Origin of the sequence: Streptomyces sp. SLBN-118, assembly GCF_006715635.1 — a bacterium.
Lineage (GTDB): Bacteria > Actinomycetota > Actinomycetes > Streptomycetales > Streptomycetaceae > Streptomyces.
In genome coordinates this window covers 136,158-155,425 of sequence record NZ_VFNP01000001.1, presented here as the reverse complement: position 1 = coordinate 155,425, position 19,268 = coordinate 136,158, and the positions used below count along the sequence as shown (strand labels likewise).

At 68.3% G+C, this 19,268-nt stretch carries 17 protein-coding genes and 2 pseudogenes; 12 read left to right on the top strand and 7 right to left on the bottom strand.

Annotation, left to right across the window (positions count from 1 at the left end; genetic code table 11):
- The first annotated feature begins 8 nt into the window (after positions 1-8).
- Positions 9-383 carry a hypothetical protein gene (locus FBY35_RS00745; protein WP_260848448.1) on the top strand — a complete coding sequence of 125 codons (375 nt, stop codon included), beginning with the start codon at positions 9-11 and terminating at the stop codon, positions 381-383.
- A 94-nt stretch (positions 384-477) separates the two neighbouring features.
- Here the strand turns inward: FBY35_RS00745 and FBY35_RS36755 are convergent, their stop codons facing one another.
- Positions 478-1,377 (bottom strand): hypothetical protein, encoded by a 900-nt coding sequence (locus FBY35_RS36755; RefSeq protein WP_260848447.1) that lies wholly within the window; start codon positions 1,375-1,377, stop codon positions 478-480.
- 138 nt (positions 1,378-1,515) lie between these two features.
- Here FBY35_RS36755 and FBY35_RS00735 point away from each other — a divergent pair, with 138 nt between their 5' ends.
- The 3 genes from FBY35_RS00735 (at position 1,516) to FBY35_RS00725 (ending at position 4,807) form a co-directional block, all read left to right on the top strand.
- Complete coding sequence (locus FBY35_RS00735) at positions 1,516-2,898, top strand: ATP-dependent endonuclease (protein ID WP_260848446.1); 1,383 nt, start codon at positions 1,516-1,518, stop codon at positions 2,896-2,898.
- A gap of 534 nt (positions 2,899-3,432) precedes the next feature.
- Positions 3,433-3,726: a hypothetical protein gene (locus FBY35_RS00730; RefSeq protein ID WP_142211916.1), complete on the top strand. Its 294-nt coding sequence runs from the start codon at positions 3,433-3,435 to the stop codon at positions 3,724-3,726.
- Between the two features lie 775 nt (positions 3,727-4,501).
- Positions 4,502-4,807: a hypothetical protein gene (locus tag FBY35_RS00725; protein WP_142211915.1), complete on the top strand. Its 306-nt coding sequence runs from the start codon at positions 4,502-4,504 to the stop codon at positions 4,805-4,807.
- 117 nt (positions 4,808-4,924) lie between these two features.
- On the opposite strand, the gene FBY35_RS00720 is transcribed toward FBY35_RS00725, so the two are convergent.
- Both FBY35_RS00720 and FBY35_RS00715 read right to left on the bottom strand, forming a co-directional pair.
- Positions 4,925-5,269: a hypothetical protein gene (locus tag FBY35_RS00720; protein ID WP_142211914.1), complete on the bottom strand. Its 345-nt coding sequence runs from the start codon at positions 5,267-5,269 to the stop codon at positions 4,925-4,927.
- A gap of 485 nt (positions 5,270-5,754) precedes the next feature.
- On the bottom strand, positions 5,755-6,045 hold the full coding sequence (locus FBY35_RS00715) for a hypothetical protein (protein ID WP_142211913.1): 291 nt from the start codon (positions 6,043-6,045) through the stop codon (positions 5,755-5,757).
- Positions 6,046-7,173: 1,128 nt separating this feature from the next.
- Between FBY35_RS00715 and FBY35_RS00710 the strand changes: the two genes are divergently transcribed.
- Entirely contained in the window at positions 7,174-8,298 is a 1,125-nt protein-coding gene (locus tag FBY35_RS00710) for a pentapeptide repeat-containing protein (protein WP_142211912.1), read from the top strand.
- A gap of 40 nt (positions 8,299-8,338) precedes the next feature.
- On the opposite strand, the pseudogene FBY35_RS00705 reads toward FBY35_RS00710, so the two are convergent.
- A pseudogene (locus FBY35_RS00705) lies at positions 8,339-9,101 on the bottom strand (IS5 family transposase).
- Between the two features lie 647 nt (positions 9,102-9,748).
- Here FBY35_RS00705 and FBY35_RS00700 point away from each other — a divergent pair.
- The 3 genes from FBY35_RS00700 to FBY35_RS00690 are packed head-to-tail and all read left to right on the top strand — an operon-like array spanning position 9,749 to position 14,981.
- A complete protein-coding gene (locus FBY35_RS00700) occupies positions 9,749-11,386 on the top strand; it encodes a TIGR02677 family protein (RefSeq protein ID WP_142211911.1) in 1,638 nt (545 codons plus the stop codon).
- On the top strand, positions 11,386-12,729 hold the full coding sequence (locus FBY35_RS00695; RefSeq protein WP_142211910.1) for a TIGR02678 family protein: 1,344 nt from the start codon (positions 11,386-11,388) through the stop codon (positions 12,727-12,729). The genes FBY35_RS00700 and FBY35_RS00695 overlap by 1 nt, the downstream gene beginning before the upstream one ends.
- Positions 12,726-14,981 carry a TIGR02680 family protein gene (locus tag FBY35_RS00690; protein WP_399208199.1) on the top strand — a complete coding sequence of 752 codons (2,256 nt, stop codon included), beginning with the start codon at positions 12,726-12,728 and terminating at the stop codon, positions 14,979-14,981. The genes FBY35_RS00695 and FBY35_RS00690 overlap by 4 nt, the downstream gene beginning before the upstream one ends.
- Here the strand turns inward: FBY35_RS00690 and FBY35_RS37890 are convergent.
- Positions 14,910-15,089, bottom strand: a pseudogene (locus FBY35_RS37890) (transposase); the annotation flags it as partial. The gene FBY35_RS00690 and the pseudogene FBY35_RS37890 sit on opposite strands and share 72 nt — an antisense overlap.
- Positions 15,090-15,399: 310 nt before the next feature.
- On the opposite strand from FBY35_RS37890, the gene FBY35_RS00680 reads away from it, so the two are divergent.
- Positions 15,400-16,005 carry a hypothetical protein gene (locus FBY35_RS00680; protein WP_142211909.1) on the top strand — a complete coding sequence of 202 codons (606 nt, stop codon included), beginning with the start codon at positions 15,400-15,402 and terminating at the stop codon, positions 16,003-16,005.
- A gap of 228 nt (positions 16,006-16,233) precedes the next feature.
- Here FBY35_RS00680 and FBY35_RS00675 read toward each other — a convergent pair whose 3' ends face one another.
- Positions 16,234-16,890: a hypothetical protein gene (locus FBY35_RS00675; protein WP_142211908.1), complete on the bottom strand. Its 657-nt coding sequence runs from the start codon at positions 16,888-16,890 to the stop codon at positions 16,234-16,236.
- 362 nt (positions 16,891-17,252) lie between these two features.
- Here FBY35_RS00675 and FBY35_RS00670 point away from each other — a divergent pair, with 362 nt between their 5' ends.
- The 3 genes from FBY35_RS00670 to FBY35_RS00660 all read left to right on the top strand — a co-directional run bounded on the left by FBY35_RS00670 (position 17,253) and on the right by FBY35_RS00660 (position 18,796).
- Positions 17,253-17,513 carry a hypothetical protein gene (locus FBY35_RS00670; protein WP_142211907.1) on the top strand — a complete coding sequence of 87 codons (261 nt, stop codon included), beginning with the start codon at positions 17,253-17,255 and terminating at the stop codon, positions 17,511-17,513.
- A gap of 484 nt (positions 17,514-17,997) precedes the next feature.
- The gene (locus FBY35_RS00665; protein WP_142211906.1) at positions 17,998-18,348 is read left to right on the top strand and encodes a DUF3846 domain-containing protein; all 351 of its coding nucleotides are present in this window, start codon (positions 17,998-18,000) and stop codon (positions 18,346-18,348) included.
- Positions 18,349-18,487: 139 nt separating this feature from the next.
- On the top strand, positions 18,488-18,796 hold the full coding sequence (locus FBY35_RS00660) for a hypothetical protein (RefSeq protein WP_142211905.1): 309 nt from the start codon (positions 18,488-18,490) through the stop codon (positions 18,794-18,796).
- Here FBY35_RS00660 and FBY35_RS00655 read toward each other — a convergent pair.
- A complete protein-coding gene (locus tag FBY35_RS00655) occupies positions 18,783-19,220 on the bottom strand; it encodes a DUF5958 family protein (protein WP_142211904.1) in 438 nt (145 codons plus the stop codon). The genes FBY35_RS00660 and FBY35_RS00655 overlap by 14 nt on opposite strands.
- Positions 19,221-19,268: the final 48 nt, after the last annotated feature.

The following is a 19,268-nucleotide window of genomic DNA, read 5'->3' as shown; positions in this document are numbered from 1 at the left end:
CGTGTGTTGTGGGTTTCGGCTCCCAGTCCTACGCCGACGTCGTCCGCGACCTTGTCGCCCCCGAGCACCGCGAAGCCCACCTTGCGATGATCGGCGACTTCGACTGCTCGGGCGAGGACATCGAGCGGGACTGGGTGGAGCGCACGGGCTGCTGGAGCTCGGTGACCCGGGTGCTGCTCACCTACGAGCAGGTACGCGCGTACGGGCCCCGGCGACCGAGGGAAAGCGCGGCGACCCGAGTTGGCTGGGCTTCGCCCGCCGCTACGGTTTCGACATCGAGCACCCGGTGCAGTGGGAGGTGGAGGCGCTGGAGCCGGCCCGAGCTCCGGCGCTTGGTCCTCGCCGCCGTCGACCCGTGCGTCGACCGCGCCGTCCTCGCGTAGCAGATTGCCCGCGAGGAACAACAGCGCCGTGCATTGTCCGAGTTCCTCGGTGGATGGGGCACCACGGGCGGCCGAGGGACGTCCGACTGAGCTCTCAGTACGTCTCGAAGTTGGGTTCCCAGTCCGGGTCGGGCTCTTCATCTTCGTTGAGTATCTGGCCCTTGATTCCCGCGAGGCCGAGTTCCCACGTCGTGAGTGTGAGACCGCACAGGCGGCACCCGAAGAGCCTGGGGAGGAACCAGACTTCCCCGTATTCCCCTGACTTGTCCCGGCCGCTTGCGAAGCCGGTGTGTCCGCACGCGGGGCATTCTGCGGGTACGGCGATCGGCCACGGAGCGGCAGTTGGCAGCGCGGAGAGGCTGCTGACGAGTTCGGCGATCTCGGCTTCGGACAGGCGCCGGGTGGTCTCGGCGAAGCGCTCGCGGGCCTGCCGGAGTTTTGCCTGGTACCGGATCTCCATCTCGGTCATGGCCTGGGCGACCAGCGCGGTGCAGGCTTCGAGGTGCGTGCCCCAAAAGCCATCGGGCTCTGTCGACAGGGCCTTCAGCAGGGCGTTGATGTGCTCGATGCCCGCAGCCAGGAGTGCGCGGCACTCGGTCACGGGCTGGCCCCACCCCATGTGGGTGATGCCGTTGCGGGACTCCCGCAGTTCCTTGAGGTTGGCCGGCGCCTTGTGCTCGGGGCCGAGGAGTTGGGCTGCCCTGAGGATGGCCCCCTCGCCGCCGATGGTCTTGAGTCCGGCGCGGCCCTTCTTCGTCTTGTCTTCGTTCCCGGTCAGGACCAGGAGATCGTCCACGCTCGGCTGCTTCTCCGACGCGAGGAGCACGGGAGCGATGGACGCCAGGTACGCCTTGGACGCGTGCTCCACCGCGACCGCCATGTGGTGCACGGCGAAGTCCTGGTCGATGGGCTCCTCCAGGTACGCGTCGACAGCCGTGCGCGCCCACTTCCGGGCCGATTTCAGCAGGTGCTCGTGGATCGATTCGTGCGACATGCGCATCAAGGTAGGGGGCGTCGACGCCCAGGGTGTGGGCGGCGTGGAGGAACGCCATGCCAGCAGCCGCTTGCTGGGGCGGGTCAGATAGGCCGCGGCGGCGTCGTGGACATCCGATTCGCTGATCCGCGCGGTGGCTTGACGCAGTTCGGTGTCGGCGAAGCGGGCCAGTTCCTGCTCGAGCTGCTGCCGAAGTTCTTCTACTTCTCCAACTACGAGCTACTGCCCGGCGAATGCAACATCGTCACCCTCGTCGAGCGGCAGTGCGCCGACTCACTCGAGGAAGGGGACGAGACCATGCTTGCCCTGCTGCAACTGGCTGGCGAGGGCGCGGACGACCTGCTGGATGAGGACTACGAGAGCCGCGAGGCCGAGCTGCAGGCCGCCAGCATGGAGCTCAGCGATCAGGTTTTCCGCTACTGGAAGCAGAATGACGCGCTCTCCGTCGTGATGGCGACTGACATGCCCGTGGTGCGCACCGACCCGAACACCAGCCAGGAGGTACGCGAGCGCGTACTGAAGATCGAGCTGCACGACGAGCGCAACGACGTCAAAACGAACTTCGCGCTGCGCTCGGCCGGCTTCCGGTGGTTCTTCTCCTTCCTGGCCGCCTTCAGCGCATACCAGGACCATCCAGAGCGCACCGTGGTCCTGCTGGACGAGCCCGGCCTGAGCCTGCACGGCGAGGCCCAGGGCGACTTCCTGCGCTACGTCTTCGACGAGCTCGGCACCCACCAGCAGGTGCTCTACACCACGCACTCCCAGCACATGATCGACCCGACCCGGTACGAGACCATGCGGGCCATCCACGATCGGGCCACCCGACAGAACCCGGAGCTCGGCGTAGTCATCACGCCGGTCAGCCTCTCGGCGGACCGGACGACGATCCTGCCCGTCGAATCCGCCCTCGGGTACTCCGTTGCCCAGCATCTCTTCCTCGGCGCAGGTCCCCACCTGGCGGTGGAAGGCAGCAGCGACTTCATGTTCCTGCTCCGGATGTCGGAGCACCTGCGCCCCCAGGGCCGCGCCGCACTCGACCCGCGCATTGCCATCATCCCCGTCGGCGGCATCGGCACCATGCCGGCCTTCGTCGCCGTCATGGGGCGCCGGATGCACGTGCGCGCCCTGATCGACGGAGCGCATACGGCCAGCGTGGCCAAGAAGGTCTACGGCGCTGCCGCAGCGGTAGGTGTGGACGAGAAGCACATTGTCGTTCTCGGCAATCTCGACGGACTGCCGCACACAGCCGACATCGAGGATCTGTTCACGACCAAGGACTACCTCTGGCTCTACAACCGGTCAGTCGACAGGCCCCTTCAGGCTGCCGAACTGCCCGACACGCCCCAGCCCATCCTGCAACGCTTGCAGGTCGCCCGAGAACGCGACGGACTGCCCGGTACCTTCGACCACGCGGGCCTCGCCCACCAGTTGACGGTGTACCAGCAGGAGTTCTTCGTGCAGGCCGACCCGGACACCCTGAACCGATTCGAGGCACTCTTCCGCGAACTGGCCGTCGACTGATCAGCTCGACGGCTGACGGGTGTCGTAGGAGGACACTGCGGCACGTCAGGCCCTCGGCACCCTGTGGGCTGCCCGATCAAGCCGTCCGGGACGACAGTTCCATGTCCCGTCAAAGACGCCCGAAGTCACGGGCGCTGACGTACGTCGGGGCACAGCAATTTCCTTCACGGGGCGGCGCAGCGGTCGCCGACGGCCGGGGCGGTGCAGCTGCGCGGCACCGCCCCCCTTGCTGCGTGCCGGGCCTCCGCTGCCCTCCGGCCCGGACCGAGCGCTCCGCGCTCTCACGCACTGAGGATGCCGGCGCCCGGCCCTCACGGATGGCTGCTTCGTCGACTACGGCTGCTCCCCGGGCTACATCCAGTCGCGGCTGTGCGAGCTGCGCGTGCTGTCCTTGTTCGCCCGGGCCCGGGGCTTGCGCGTCACTTGGGGCTGACGTCGTTGCCCCGCCCCATCCGAGGGCCGGGGCCTGGACCACCGGCGGGGGAGTGGCATCCCCCGCCGCGCCGGGAACATCCCCGAGGAAGGGCACCCGTGATGAGCGCAGCCCGCTACGACGACGACGTCAGCCGGGCCGTAAGTATCCTGACCCTGTCGGCCCGTATCGCCGAGTCCGGCAGCATCACGCATCTGCCGGAGAGTGTGCGCCCCGTCGGCTGGGCGGCCTTGTACGTCGGAGCTGACGAGACCTGGGAGCGGACGGCCGAGCGCCAGGTTGCTCCGACTGGCCGTGATATCTGCGTCCGAAGGAACGATCGTCGTATGCGTCGGCAACTGTCTGTTATCTCGGGGGGAAACTCCTCATTAGGGATCAAGGATTGGCGGCCCTGATCGGTGCGGCAGTGGGGATGGTGGGCACGTCGGCCGCGGCCATTGCTGCGGGGCGAGCGACACGCTGGCAGGCATATCTGCAGGCGACCACTACGCGCTGGCAGACGCAGGCTCAGTCTGCTGACGCGCATGCGCAATGGCGGCATCGCCTGCGCCGTGACGCCTACGCGGAGGCCCTGAAGGCTGGGCACGCAGTGGAGCGGGCGTGCGAGGACTACCAGTCGACTTATGTGGATCAGGCGTTTGGACGCGAGCCTCACCCTGATGCATGGAAGCCGGTGGATGCTGCGGGAGGGAGGTTGGTGGAGGCTTTGCAGGTAGTGCGGCTGGAGGGGCCCAGAGCGATGGAGGAACGGGCCGACGAAATTATCCATGCCTACTACATCTGGGCTTTCCAACTGTCGGCGGGACCAACACGGGGCGAGGGGCCCACGGAGGGAGAGGAGCTGACTCTTGAGAAGGCAGAGCGGCCTTTAACGAACTTGTAGGAGAGCAGAATGAGTTTTCTGCTGCCCTGAAATCGTTTCTCCGGCAAGCTGCAGAGCTGCTGGACTCGATGCCAGGCGACGAGGAAGAGAGCGAAGGCCTTGGCGCGTGACTCTTACTCGAGCGGTGCTCAGGCACCATCCTCGAACATGCCCGCAGCCGCACTCGCGCTCCGGCCGCCCGCTCGCTCGTGGACGTGCCCCGCGCCCGCCGCTCTCGCCGAGGGTCTTGGCCTGCTCAGTACCCCTGCCGCAGCTGGAATCACCGACCCTTCCGGGAGGAGCCCGGCATGTCGGTCGCTGTCACCGCCCAACTTACCGGCGACCCGGTCGACATGGCCAACTCCAATGCCGCCCGCGTGCTGGACACTCTCGGATACGCCGAGCCGTACGGCGACGAGGACGCCCGGCTTTTTCTAGGCCGTGTGCTGCTCGCGCTCGCCCTCAACCCCGAGGACGCCGGGCGCCCTGCCGTCGTGGACGGCCGTTTCACCGACTGCGGACGCGCCCCGGGCTACGTCCAGTCGCGGCTGAACGAGCTGCGCGAGCTCGCCCAGTACGCCCACGCCCGAGGCCTGCGTGTCACGTGGGGCTGACGCCCTCGCCCCGCCCCATCCGGGGGCGGGGCCGCACCACCACCGGCGGCGGGGGAGTGCCACCCCGCCGTGCGGCCTCGCAACTCGACGACGGGCTCAGAGGAGTACTTCTGGAGGTCACGATGCTGGCTCTGCGCGGGCGATGAACGGAGCCCCTCCTTCGGGAAGGAACACGACGAACTCACGAGCACCGTGGACCACCCGTGCCAACCCCAGTCGACCGCCCGCGCGCAAAGCCGCTCCGAGTGGTTCGCCGCCGCCGCCGTCGACGATCCGATCGAGCTTCGCGTAGTGCCGGACCATCTGGTCGGCAGGTCCATTGATCCAGAGCCGGACGTCGGCGCCCTTCTGGAGCGCTGCAAGCAGCGCATCGCGCAGGCTGCCTGGTTCTGCGTCCTTGACTCGCCGGTGAAGGCGCTCTTGGACCCCGGGTTCGGTAGGAGCGTCAGCAGCCTTCTTCATGCACTCCGAACATGCCCTTCGCCCCCGGGCAGGGAACAGGTGCCGGTACACGATCACCTGATCCTCCGGGATACCGCAGAGCGTGGCGTATCCCGCCAACGCGTGCTCCACAGCCGGTGAGTCCGTCTCTACGCATGCGGCAAAGGACGCTGGCTCGCGTGCGGTTGTGAATGACCGCCATGATGATCAAGGGGCGACATGGCCATCACCTTGGCACGAATCCCCAACCGGCGGGGGAGTGGCGCCCTGCCGCAGCCGGAAGCACCCGTCCTCCGGGAGGAGCCCCGCATGTCTGTACCTTCACCGCCGAACTCACCGGTTGTGCCGGTCGACATGGCTAACTCCAACGCCGCCCGCGTGCTGGACACCCTCGGATACGTCTGCTGGCGCCTGATTTTTCATGCTCACAGGAGCACGGTCGGAGGGGGTTGTGCTCTCTGTCGGTTTGTCAGTTCCGGGTCGTCCCGTGAGCAGGGCAGTGCTTTCTAGGGGGAGGGCGGCGCGTCGTGGCGAATATCGTCTGGCACACGAAGTTCGGCATCCATCTCGACTTGACTCTCGAGGACCTCGGCCATCCGAATCTGCCGAACCTGTGGACCACCATCTACGACACGGACCGCCTCTATGCCGCCCGCAGCATTCCCGTCTCCGAGCGGGACCTGCAGTGCGGGGGCATCTGCCAGCAAGCCGGCGTCACCGCCTGGATGTACCTGCGGCTGCGCGCCAACGGCCGGCGTGAAGCGGTCCACGAGCGCGCCGAGGATGAAGAACGTCATGCCGCGCCGATGACGGCCGAGCATCAGGCGGTCAGGAGCGGATCGTGCGTGCGGCGGAGATCGGCGGGTTCCGCGCCGATTGCGAGGTCCGCACCCGCACTGGCAGGCGCGGTTGGATCCAGACCGACACCCTCGTCCAGGGGGAGAGCGGGCTGCGCATCGGCTGGGAAGTCCAGCTGTCGACGGCAGACACTCACGGCCCCCGCAGCGTCCGCTCCCGCGCCAGCAAAGCAACCAAGCACGGCATTACCCCCGCCTGGCACACCGACCGCGCCGACTACGCTCGCCGCCACGACACCCAATGGACCCGCAGCGACAGGCTGCCGGCGCACGTCATTGCCACGATCGGCGATTTGCGTGTCGTGTCAGGGTTCCGTGTGCTGGATTTTTGGCGCTGCGATGTTCGTGCCCTGTACCGCTGCCCGGACACGCAGAGCCGGTGCGGCAGGGTCCATGTCACGCCCAAGCCGCGGGATGTCCTGTTCGACGACCTCGTGCGGCGGACCGCCGCGGGGCTCGTTGTGCCGGTCAAGCACCGGGACGGGGCGAGCACGCATCGTTTCTGGGTTACCCGCACCGACCGGGACCGGTTCGAGGACCTCAACAACGACAACACCGCCCTCCCACCCCTCCCCGACGACGACGAGGACGGCCCGGCGGGTGCGAGCCCTCGTCGGCCCACTTGTCGGCCGGCCACCCTCGCCCCGCACCCTCACGCGACCACCCCTGCTGCGGCCGACCCGGTACCGGCGGAGCCGCCATCCGCCCCAGGCCCCGCGCCTCAGGCTTCACGGCAGGCACTCGCAGCAGCGGACCCGGAAATGGTGTCTGGCCCGCGCGTGCCCGAACGGCTGCTGGACTGGCGAACTGATCCGATGAGCCACAGCCCTGCAGGCACTGCCGCCGGCCGACGAACCTCCTCGACGACCAGGGCGACCCCTACCACAAGGTCTGCGCTGAAGCGATCAGCGGCCAATGAACCCACCGGCAGTGCCTGCTGCCGAGTCCCGGGGAAACGGCAGCCACTCTTTCGGCGTCGAACTGACGGTCATGACCGAGCTCTGGCGGTCCTTTCGGTCGAAACGGCTGCACGACCCTGGGAGGCGCGGTCGAATACCCCCTATGTCCATGAGACGCAACGAGCAACTGCATCGACTGGCCCGCCAGGGTTCCGGCGGGCCAGTCGCTGCGAGGCAGCCGATACGCATACGTGGCTTCGCCCTTCTGACCCGGTTGAGGCAGCAGTCCTCGCGCGGCGCGGTGGGAGAGCGTTATTCCCAGCAAGGTGGTCTGGATTGGGCCCGTCGGCTGGAGCTGGTATCCGTTCTGCTCGCGTCCGTTGCCACTGTGATCGGGCTCTGGTACTCGAACGCCCAGGTTCGCGAACAGCTCAACCTGACCCGTCAGGAGCTTGGCGTAAGCAAGGAGTCGCAGATCACTGACCGGTACACCAAGGCGGTGGAGACGCTGGGCAACGACTCACTGGACGTAAGGCTCGGCGGCATCTACGCCCTGCAGCGCATCATGGAGGACTCGCCCCGCGACCACCCGACGATCGCCAACGTGTTGTCCACCTACGTGCGCACGCGTGCCGCCAAGCCTGCAAAGGAGGGACCAGAGATTCCGCCAGACGTGCAGGCTGCGTTGCGGGTGGTCGCTGGCCGGAACGTGGGACTTGATCGCGATTTCGTACCCAATCTCAGTGGGGCGCGGCTGAGCGGGCTGGAGCTGCGACTCGGTACTGACAGAGACCAAGATGGTGAGTGGGAGAACGGCGCTGAATTCGAGGGAGCCATTCTCAGTGATTCCGATCTGAGCAGAGCGCATCTAGGAATGTGGAATCTGTCAAGAGCAGACTTGCAACGAGCGCGGCTGGTCGAGGCGAAGCTCTTCTCAGCCCGGCTCTCGTACGCGCGGCTGACGGAAGCCAATCTGAGCGGCGCGAACATGCGCCACGCGGAGCTGCACGGTGTCTCGCTGACGAAGGCGGATCTTTCCGGGGCGGACCTCTCTTGCACCAATCTAGATCGTGCGGATCTGCAGGGAGCGAAGCTGACCGGTGCTGACCTGATGAATGCGCATCTCACTGATGCGCATGTCGACGTTGCGCAGCTGCGCGCTGCCTTGATCAACAGCAAGACCGTGTTGTCAGTGGAACTTGCCAGGGATCCAGCGATCCGCACTCGCATTCAGCAAGTTGAGAAGGAGCGAGGTGTCCCTCTGCCTTGCAGCGTTGGACAGCAGGACCCGTGATGGCATGTGGTGCGGCCGACTGGCCGCCTAAGACGTCATCTCATTTGGCGAGTCTGCGGTAGCAGATGAGGGTGCAGGCGATACTGGTGAAGGACAGGAAGTGCTCGGCTTTGCGCTCGTAGCGGCGGTGCAGTCTGCGGCATCCGGCGAGCCAGGACATGGTGCGTTCTACGGTCCAGCGGTGGCGGCCCAGACGAGTCGAGGACTCGATGCCTCTGCGGGCGATACGGTGCCGGATGCCGCGTCCGCGTAACCATCGCCGCAGGTGGTCGTAGTCGTATCCCTTGTCGGCGTGGAGTTTGGCCGGCCTGCGCCGCCGACGTCCGCGCCGGGAGCGGATCGGCGGTATGCCCTTCACCAGGGGGATCAGCGCCTGGCTGTCGTGCAGGTTCGCTCCGGAGATTCCGACGGACAGGGGCAGACCGGTCCGCTCGGTGATCAGGTGGATTTTCGAGCCGTACTTGCCCCGGTCCACAGGATTCGGGCCTGTCAGCTCCCCCTTTTCAGGGCCCGCATGTTCACCGAGTCGATCGCACAGCGGGACCAGTCCAACTCGCCGCGGGAGCCGAGTTCGTCGAGGACCAGGCGATGGAGTTTTGCCCACACGCGGGCCTTCGTCCACTCGGAAAAGCGTCGGTGGGCCTCGCTCCCGACGGACCGAACGATGCGGATGGCAGCTGCTGCCACGTGCAGCCCGAGGTCGCTACGAAGACGATTGCGGCCAGAACTTCGCGGTCGCCGTGTCGGCGTCGGCCGCCGCCCTGAGGTCGCGACGGCGCCTCCGGCACCACCCGCTGGAACATCTCCCACAACTCGTCCGGCACCAGCCGCTCAACGATCCCTGCCACGATCGGCAGCTTACCCAACCAAATGAGATGACGTCTTAGGGGGCACCCTCCTTGGCTCAGGTCTCGGAGACCAAGTCTGTGGGCGACGGGGAGGCGGGATTGAGCGAGGTCACGGGGCCGCCGTATCCGGTAAGGAGCTGCTGGCGGCGGCACGATTGGAAGCCCCCGCGGAGCTGCGCAGCGGCGGCAAGGACGGCAACAAGGTCTCGCTCTCGGCGGGGCGCAGGGTGTCGTCCCGTGCCGACCCTGCGCGCCATAGGCGGCATATCTGCAGGTCACCACAGCGGTCACGGCGTGCTCGCCATCTCGACATCCCCCTCTGCACGCCCCCGCGCTCGCCCCGAAACGGAAGAAAAGCAGGTGACAGGGGACGGCGGGCGAACGGACGGGCGCGTGCCGCCGGGGATCGAGGCGCCGTTTCCCATGTTGCGCGCCGGCGGCCACCGGCACGTTCGCGCGCCGAACCCGGCGCAGGCCAACAACACCACCACGCACCATCGGCGTTCGGGGGTCAGGCACGTTCGCCCCGGCCAGCGACGTGTCAATATGCCCGAGCTCGAGAGCCCACACGACCCAGCCCGATTCCCCGAACCATCTCCGGAGTGTCAGTGCCGGTCCGTACGCTCGACAGCATGGTGGGGGACGAGCTGCGCGAAGAACCACATGGTGAGCGGTCCGGCAAGGAGGGCGACACCGAGACCTGGCAGCGGCTGAGTGCGTACGCCTACCTCAGCGCGCCCGAGCGACTGGAGCATGTCGCGGTGATGCGGGTGTTCTGCGGCACCCTGCTCGCGGACCTGGCCGTGCCCGACGTGCTCGCCAAGCTGGCACAGGCCGGACAGCCGGCGGCAGCGCTCGGTGCGGAGACGCTGACCGCCCGGCTCGAACAGCTGGTGCGCTGGGGCAATCTGCTGCGCAGCACGCACACGGTCACCGCGACCAGCATCGCCGAGTATCAACGCTCCCGGTCCCGCTACCAACTGTCCAAGCTGGGCGAACGCGTGCAGCGCGACGCCGACGAGGTGCTGGCGGGAGCGGACGCCGCGCGTGAGGTCAGCAGTGAGCTGCTCACCCTCGTCGACCGGGGGCTCAAAGAGATCGCCGCCCTGGCCGCCGCGCCCGGCGGCGCGGACCCGCAGCAGGCACTGGAAAAGATCAGCACGATCTTCGCACAGTTCGCCGAATTCGCTGAGTCGGTACGGGACTTCTACGCCTACCTCGGCCAGGTGCTCGCCCGCTACGACCTCGACGGAGCCGAGTACCAGGGATTCAAGGAACTGCTGCTCGACTACGTAGAGGCGATCACTGAGGACGTGTCCTTCCGCGCCCCGCGCATCGCCGCCCACATGCAGGCTATCTGGCCGCATTTGCCCACGTTGCTGAGCCGCATCGACGCCCATGCGACAGGCCTCGGAGCGCTTTCCGACGCCCTGCCCGAGACGCGGGTGCAGCGCAGCCGGGGACGGGAGTTGGCCGACTGGGAGGGGCTGCGCGACTGGTTTGCCGACAGCGACGGCCAGGGCAGCCAAGTGGACCAGCTCCGGGACGCGACCCTGCGTGCCCTGCAGTCGCTGCTCGCCAACGCCAAGCGGATGCTGCGCTCCGCGTCGGGGGAGATGTCCCGTCGCAAGGACCTGCTCAGGCTCGCGGCCTGGTTCGACGCCGCGGAGCCCGAGGAGGCCCACGACATCGCGGTCGCAGCGTTCGGGCTGTACGGGGCACGGCATCTGGGCGTGGCACCGGATCCCGACCGGTCCGTACCGGCGTATGTGAGCTGGTGGACCGGACCCGTCGTGGACGTGCCGGTGGCGTTGCGTGAGCGCGGTAGCCGGGCCCCGCGCGGGAGGGCCGCGGCGGTCGAGGACCACCGCGAGCAGAAGCACCGCCTCCTGGAGCAGGCGCGCGAGCAGGCCGCCGCCCGCCGGGCCGCGGCCGCCGAGCTGCGCAGCGCATCCGGCCGGTTCGACCAGGTGCGGCTGGGTTCAGCGGCTATGCGGCTGCTGCTGGAACTGCTCACCGCCGCCCTCGGACACGTCCAACTGGACAAGGAGGCCGGTGACTTCCAGATCGACGGCGCGCAGGCAGGTGACGCGGATCTGGGCATCAGGCTGACGGTGTGGAGCACCCCGGGCAGGCACACTCTGTTGCGCTCCGTGGACGGCGACCTGACGGCGGACGACCTCACCCTGGCCGTCGAAAGCGCCTCGGCGCCCGCCACAGCCAAGGAGGCGAGCGCCTGATGCCCCTGCCCTCCGCCCACGATGTGGCACTTGCCGCCGAACGCCGCGCCGCCGCCCGCCTGCTCTTGGCTCACCCCTTGCTCACCAGCAACGGCCCGCACAGCGACACCTTCCCGCTGATCCGCCGCCACGCCGACTGGCTCGCCCAGCGCTTCCAGCAGGTGTTCGGCTACCGACTCCTAGTCGAGGCGTCGTACGCCCGCCTGTTCAAGGCCGGCCTCGGACCCGGATCCGGCCACCGCCTGGAGCGGCCCTCCACCGGCACGCCGTTCACTCCACGGACGTACGCCTATCTGGCACTCGCACTCTCGGTCCTCGTCACCGCCCCGGAGCAGCTCCTGCTCTCCCAGCTCGTCGCCGATCTGAGGGCCGCAGCAGTGGACGCCGGGATCGAGATCAGCGACACCGGGCGTCAGGCGGAGCGGCGCACGCTCGCCGCCGCGCTGCGTCAACTCGTCGACTGGGGCGTGCTGACGGAGACCGAGGGCCATGTCTCGGCCGTCGCCGAGGAGCGAGGCGGCGAGGCACTGCTGACGGTGGACCGCGAGATCGCCCGCGCGGTCGTCGCCGGACCGCTGGCGCAGAGCCGCGACGGAGCGGATCTCGTCCGTCGTGCCGCCGACCCCGGCTTCGGCGGTCCGCGTACGTACGTTCGCAGACGCCTCGTCGAGACACCCGCCGTCCACCTCGACGACCTCACCGGCGCCGAGCGGGAATGGCTGCGGACGCGGCAACGGCGTGAGTCCCAGGCCTTCTCCGAACTGCTGGGTCTGGAGGCCGAGATCCGTGCCGAGGGCATCGCCCTCGTCGATCCGGACGGCGACCTCACCGACCTGCACCTGCCCGGCACCGGCACCGTCGCCCAGGCGGCGCTGCTGCTGACAGGACGGCTGGTCGACCGACTGCGCCCCGAGGACCCCGGCCATCCCGCGGTCGGCGGTCGGCTGGTCATCGGCGTTCCCGTCCCGGACGGGCTGTTGCCCGAACTGCTCGATGAGCTCGTCGAGGAGTACGGCCGACGCAGCAACTGGCAGCGAGGCATGCTGGAGAACCTGGAGGGGCTGCTCGCCGCCGTCCTCGATTTTCTGGTCCGCATGCACCTGATGGCGCCCGTCGGCGAGGTGCGCGCCGACGGCCACGGCGTGCCCGAGGGATACGAGGACGCAGCGCTGGACGGCCGGTCTGTCACGGACGTCTCGGGCACCCGCGGGCAGGACGGAGCGGGCGGCTGGGTGCTGCTCGCCGCGGCCGCCCGGTTCGCCACCACGGTGGCCGTCACCTCCCGTCCCGAGCAGCCCCCAGAAGACGACGTCTCACAGCAGCCCGAGGAGCCGAGCCGGTGAACCGCCCCCTTTCCCCGCACCGCTACCGCCTGCACCGCGCCGGCATCCGCAACGTCTGGCAGTACGACGAGCAGGAGTTCGCCTTCGGTGACGGCCGCCTGCTGCTGCGCGGCAAGAACGGCGCCGGCAAGTCCAAGGCACTGGAGATGCTGCTGCCGTACCTCCTCGACGGTGACGCCCGAGCTCTGGATGCCACCGGGACCGGCCGGACCACGCTTCTGTGGCTGATGCTGGACGGTTTCGAGCAGACCAACCGGCTCGGCTACCTGTGGCTGGAGTTCGTGCGGACGGACGAGGAGGGGAATGACCACCACCTCACCCTCGGTGCGGCCGTCCGCGCCTCCCAGTCGACCAGGACGGCCAAGCCGTTCTTTTTCGTTACCCCGCTGCGGGTGGGCGAGGACCTGCACCTGGCCGTCGCCGGCCAGCCGTTGCCAGTCGAGCAGCTCAAGACGCTCGTCGGCCCGGAGTACGTCACCGACCGTGCCGTGGAGCACCGGGCCCGGGTCGCCCGCCACCTGTTCGGCCTCACCGATCCGGCACGCTACCGCAACCTGCTCCATCTACTGCACCGCCTGCGCCGCCCCACCATCGGCGACCGGATCGATTCCGGCGGTCTGGTCTCCGTCCTCGCGGAGACGCTGCCCGCGCTCGACGACGAGGTCGTGGAGAAGGTGGCCCGCAACCTCGACGACCTGGACGCCGTACGGACCGACCTCGGTCGCCTGGAGCGGACCGACGAGGCGCTGCGGACCTTCCTCACCGGCTATCGCGGCTACCTGCACGGGGCATTGCGCCGCCGGGCTGATGAGGTGAACGGCGAACTGGAAAGGCTGGCGGAGCACCGGCGTTCGGCCGGCGAGGCCGTGAAGAAGGTGGCGAACCTCCGCACGAGCGAGGACGAACTCACCGCCCGCCTTGACACCCTCACAGCGGAGGCGGACGAGGCCGAGACGGACCTCGCCGCCCTGCACGCCAGCACCGCCTACCGAAGCCTGCAGGAACTCGGCGAGAAGCGCGCCACGGTGACCGCTCTGCACAGCGCGGCAGCGACGGCGTTCAAGGCCCTGCGCCAGGCCCACAGCAGCCAGGAAGAGACAGGACGGCGACTCACCGAGGAAGCCCGGAGGCTCGGCGCGGAACTGGTCGAAATCGGCACGACGCACGGCGAGTTGCTGCGCGAGGCGGAGCGCGCCGGGCTCGACCCCGCGCACCTCGGTGAGCCCGCGGTGGCCCCCGTTACCCCGGTCGCGGGTGCGGCGGTGGCCGAACTGACGGCCCCCGACGGAGATTTCCATCTCGTGCGGCACAGCGAGGTGCTGGCCGTCGACACGGAGGCCTGTGCGGATGCCCTGCTCGCCCTGGACTCCCAACTGGACGCCGCTGGACCAGTCATCAGGAACCGCACCCGGGACGTGACCGAACTGGCCGCGCTCATCGGCACGACGCGCCGGGCCCAGCAAGAGGCGCACGAGGCCGATGCCGCCCGGGAGCGTCTGGAGGAGCAGGCGGACGAGGCACGTGAGCGGGCCGCACGCCGACGGGAGGAGACGGCACGTGAAGGGCAGACATACACGGACGCCGTACGGACCTGGACCGAGCAGCTGCGGAGACTCACCGGCGTGCCCCTCGACGCCGTACACACCCTGATCACCCACGACCCGGCGGAAGGCCCGCTGCCCGCCCACGCCCCCGACGAAGTGGCCGACACCGCCCGGTCGGCCGTCGAGCCGTGGCTTGCGGAACTGGGCGAACAGCGCGACGCGCGTGCGGTGGCCGTCCGTGAGCTGGCCGCCGAACAAGACCGCCTGGCGCGTGAGCGGAAGGACTGGGAAGCCCGCACCGACCCCGAGCCTGCGCCTCCACCCCACCGCTCGGCACCCCGCACGCCAGGCACCGGCGCACCCCTGTACCGGCTCGTGGACTTCGCCGAAGGCCGCCCGGCAGTGCTCCGCGGCCACCTCCTCGGCGCCGGGGACCTCACGGATCACCCGGCGAATGGCGGAGATGATCTGGGTGACGGTGTCCTGGGTGGCCACCGCGTCATCAAGCACCGTGGAGTCCAACGCCCGCCGCTGCCTGCCCTTGAGTACGCCGGTCGCGGCCACGACTTCCCTGACCTTGGTGAAGATCCGCATCGGATCAGCCGAATGACGCAGGCGGCGCCGGAAGTACGTCAGCAGCGACGGATCAAACGCGGTGTCGTACAGCCCAAGCCCGCAAGCGGCCTTCCACCGCAGGTCACACCGTAGTTCCTGGACCGTCTCGAAGTCCGACAGCCCCTGCAGGCTCTGCAAAACCACCGTCGCGGCCAGCACCTGCGGCGGCAGACTCGGACGGCCGTTGGACGAGGGATACATGTCCGCGAACATCTCCGGCGGGAACAACACCTCGCGATGTTCCGCCAGGAACGCGAACACACTGCCGGCCGGGATCAACTCCCGGCAGGTCTCCCACACATCCGGCCCGACCATCTCCCCGGCCCATTCCCCCTGCATGCCTACAAGACTGGCCCCGACTCCACCGAGCCGGGGCCAGAACACCAGATTTTCAGCAGCCTTCTAGAAGGCAAGTGAGGCAAGTTGGGTCGGGTGACCCGAATGAACTAGCTCCTGGGCCCACGGGCGTGCGTGCCACTGTTCCGTGCCCAATTCCCTGCATCATGCGTAGATGGATCAGGTAACGCTGGTGGCGCTGATCGGAGTCGTAGGGACTGTGATTGCCTCGCTGGCTGGCGTGGTGGGCGCTGTTCGGACGGCCGGGATCAGTGCTCGCGCCCAGGCGACTGTGGAGGACGTGAAGTCAAGGCGTGCGGCCTACAGTGCCTGTGCCGCCACCCTTCTAGTGCAGCGCGACGCAGCTCTGCGACTGATGGACGTCCTGAACGTCCCCGACTTGGACGTGGACAGGGCGAAGGAGCGGGTAGCGCAGGCTCAGGCTCTTCACGACGACGTTGGGACGACGGTGGGCGCGGTCGCCGTCGAGGGTCCTGAGGGGGTGTCCGACGCTGCGATAAGTGCCGCCCAGCGCCTCAGTGCGTGGCTGGACGAACTTGCCTGGTGGCTCGAACTGGGGCGGCCTCACCATCAGCGCCAAATCGTCGTTGAGCTCCGTGACCACGCGGAAGAGAAGGTGGAGCGCTTCACGGCCGCGTGCCGTGAAGCGCTGCATCCGGATGATGGCCGCCAGCGGCGCCTCGGGCCGCTGAAGCGGCTGAGCCTGCGCTGGTACATCCGTCGGCACGGCGGCCCTTACGGATGGCCGGGCTGGAGCTGATACGGGTCTCCAGCCCGGAAGTGGCCTACGCCTCAACCTCGGTTCGGCCGAACCGAATTCCTCGACTTCTTTCGGTTCGGAAAGAAGTCGACAGCCCGGCATTCCCGTACGTGACCAACTTGCCTGAAAAGCCTGTAGATATCCGTCAGGCATGCACGCCAGAGGGGCGCTTGCCTCACATGCCTTCTCTGAACTAACGGCTCTTGAGTGGCAGGCTGCTCCGTCGACCTAGTCGTCCGAGGCCAAGTTCTCGCTCTCGGGCTCGTCGCGCTGAAGCCGGTCCCAAACTTTGCCAGTGGCCCAAGCCGCTGCATAGGCGCTGGCAAGAGCATCGACCCCTGTGACGCCGACCAACACCTCGGCGACTTCGGGATGAGAGATCGACAACTGAACGACGAGCAGGAAGACCACAGTCGCGACGTACCCGACCACGATCTTTCGGGCCGTGTCCGGAGCCATGCCCCGGACCGCAGGCCGGACGGCCTGGACCATCTCTTCCAGCTCAAGAGTTGCTTCTGGGGGGAGATCGTCCCCAACAGCTTCCAGACGCTCTTCCGGAGGGCTCTGGGCCAGTTGGTCGAGGAGACGCTCCGCGCGCTGGAAAGTCTGACCGGAGAAGTGCAGCTCAGGCGGCGCCTGGACCTTGATCTGAGCCAATCCGGCTCGCATCTGTTCCATCTGCTGACGCCAGGCCGCTGCTGTGTCTACCCGAGTGGCCGCGGCCATTCTGTCCGCGATCCCCAGAAAAGCTGAGTGATCGATTGCGTTGAGCCACGGCGTCGCTGACTGAATAGCAGTCAACGACGCCGACAATGCCGCGATGCGGCGCTGCTGTACGAAGAGGGGTGAGAATTGCTGCGACATAGGTCGCAGTTGCTGCTGCATCCGGGCCATGGAAGCCAGCAATGCCCTCAGCCCAGGCTCGGCTCGAATGGGTCGCCAGCCGCGGCTACGATCGTGGGTGACATTTCTCCACTCTAGGCACCATTTGTCCGATCCTGGCTCTGGACGCCCCGCGGCGCGAGCAGCGCCGAGCCAGCCCTCGATCGCTGCTTCGGCGATAGGGATTTAGTTCGGTCAACACGCCTGACGCTTCATTTGGACACGAGATAACGAAGGCTGACGGGTGCCGTAGGAGGGATCCGTACGGCACCGAGGCCTTCGGCAGACAGGGGACTGCCCGATCAAGCCGCTTGACGGGGCCGGTGGCGCGGCGCGGCGGTTGCCGACGGCCGTACGGTGGGTCCATGACGGACATGAGGCGCATCAGCGTGCTGCTGCCAGCCGACGTGGTCGCGGCAATCGAGAAGCTGACCAACGACGTGCCGCAGTTCGTTGCGGAGACCGTGGCGGACCGTGTCCGGACAGAGACCGACGCGAGCCGTGTTAGGCGCCAGCTGCTTCGGGAAGAGCTGGACCGCTACGAGGAAGAACACGGCGCGTTCACCGAAGAGGAGCTGGACGCCGCCCGCACCCGCATCCATCAGGCGCTCACAGGCGATCCCTAGGCGCCGGACCGCTGATCTCAACAGCACGGACGAGTGCCCCCAAAGCGACGCGGGGTTCAGTAGCGGGGGCGCAGCATCTTCCTTGACGGGGGCGGGGCGCGCGGCGGCCGCCGACGGCCGGGGCGATGCCGCTTAGCGGCACCGCCCCTTGCTGCGTGCCGGGCACTCCGCTGCGCTACGGCCCGGACCGAGCGCTCCGCGCTCTCACGCACGACGGAGGCCGGGCAGCCGGTCGACGGGGACGCTCCGCGCCCCGCTCCCTCGCTCCGCGCTGCCCACCTCCTTGCCCCCACGGGGCACCGTCAACACCCACCGCGCAGTGCCCCGCCCTCGTCACCCATATACCGTGTGAGCAGCGGCAATTGGCTCCAGAAAGGGCCGCGTACCACTCCCGTTTGTGGCTCGTGAGCGGTATAGTTGTCTTGTTGGTCGGCGGTGGCAGTCGGCCAACACCGAAAACACCTCTGCGAGAGATGGAGTCACCATGACCCACACGCCCGGCGCCCTGCTCATCACCCCCGAGGCGGACATCATCCCGGTCAACCTGCCCGCCGACACCGTGGGCCGGCTGGTCGTCATGCGCTCCGTTATCCGCTGCGAGCGGGTGGACGTGGTGGCGCTGACCGACCAGGTGGACATGTGGGTGGACGACGAAGGGCTCTTCAACCATCCGGTCAACAAGCTCGCGACGCTGCTTGCGGTCCGCTTCGGCTTCACCTGGCGGGAGTACCACGGGCCCGTGCTGCTGACCGGCGGTGCGGACGCCGAGGGCGAGACGGTGCCGCTCAGCAAGGACAAGATCCTGGCACTGCTCACCAGCCTCGAAGAGCTCTGAGCCCCACGGTCGGAGCAAGCCCCACGGCTGCTCCGGCCCCCGGGGCGCGGCCCACCGGCTGCGCCCCGCCACCGGCGGTGGGGGAGTGGCACCTCCGCCGCAACCGGAAACACCTACCCCGTCGGAGAAGGAGCTCAGCATGTCGGTCACCTTCACTGCCGAACTCACCGGCGAGCCGGTCAACATGGCGAACTCCAACGCTGCCCGCGTGCTGGGCGCTCTTGGATACGCGGAGCCGTACGGCGACGAGGACGCCCAGCTCTTCCTCGGCCGCGTGCTGTTCGCGCTCGCTCTCGACCCCGAGGACGCCGGACGCCCCGCCGTCACGGACGGCCGCTTCACGGACTGCGGCCGCTCCCAGGGCTACGTCCAGTCGCGGCTGGGCGAGCTGCGCGAGCTTGCTGAGTACGCTGCCTGGGCCCGGGGCCTGCGCGTCACGTGGGGCTGACGCCCTTGCCCCGCCCCAGGTTGTGCCATGCATGTCCGCAGGCGCCTTTGCAGTGCGTCTCGCGGCGGCGAGTGTCGGCAATGGCGAACACGGAAACGAGGACACGGAATGCCTTGACGTGTTCGGCGGCGGGGAGATTCGCGAATCCGTAGCGGGGCGGGTCCATGCAGATCATTACCGCGGGGTTGGCTGTGGGCTTCACACCGGACCGCGCCACCCCCGCACGGCCGTCCGCAGCTGTAATGTGCGCCTGCATCGCATAGCCGGTGACTTCCTGCAGTACCTCCTGCTGGCGTGTCGGGGCGAGGGCGGAGAACCAGCCCAGACCGGCGTCCAACGTGCGGAGCCCTTGGGCGATCTCGTTGACAACCCGCTCGGTCTTGCGCCGGAAGGTGCGGACGTCGTCGCTGCTCGTTTCGGTCACCGCTTGATGGTTTCACGATGCCGGTTCCGGGCGGAGGCTGGTATCTGC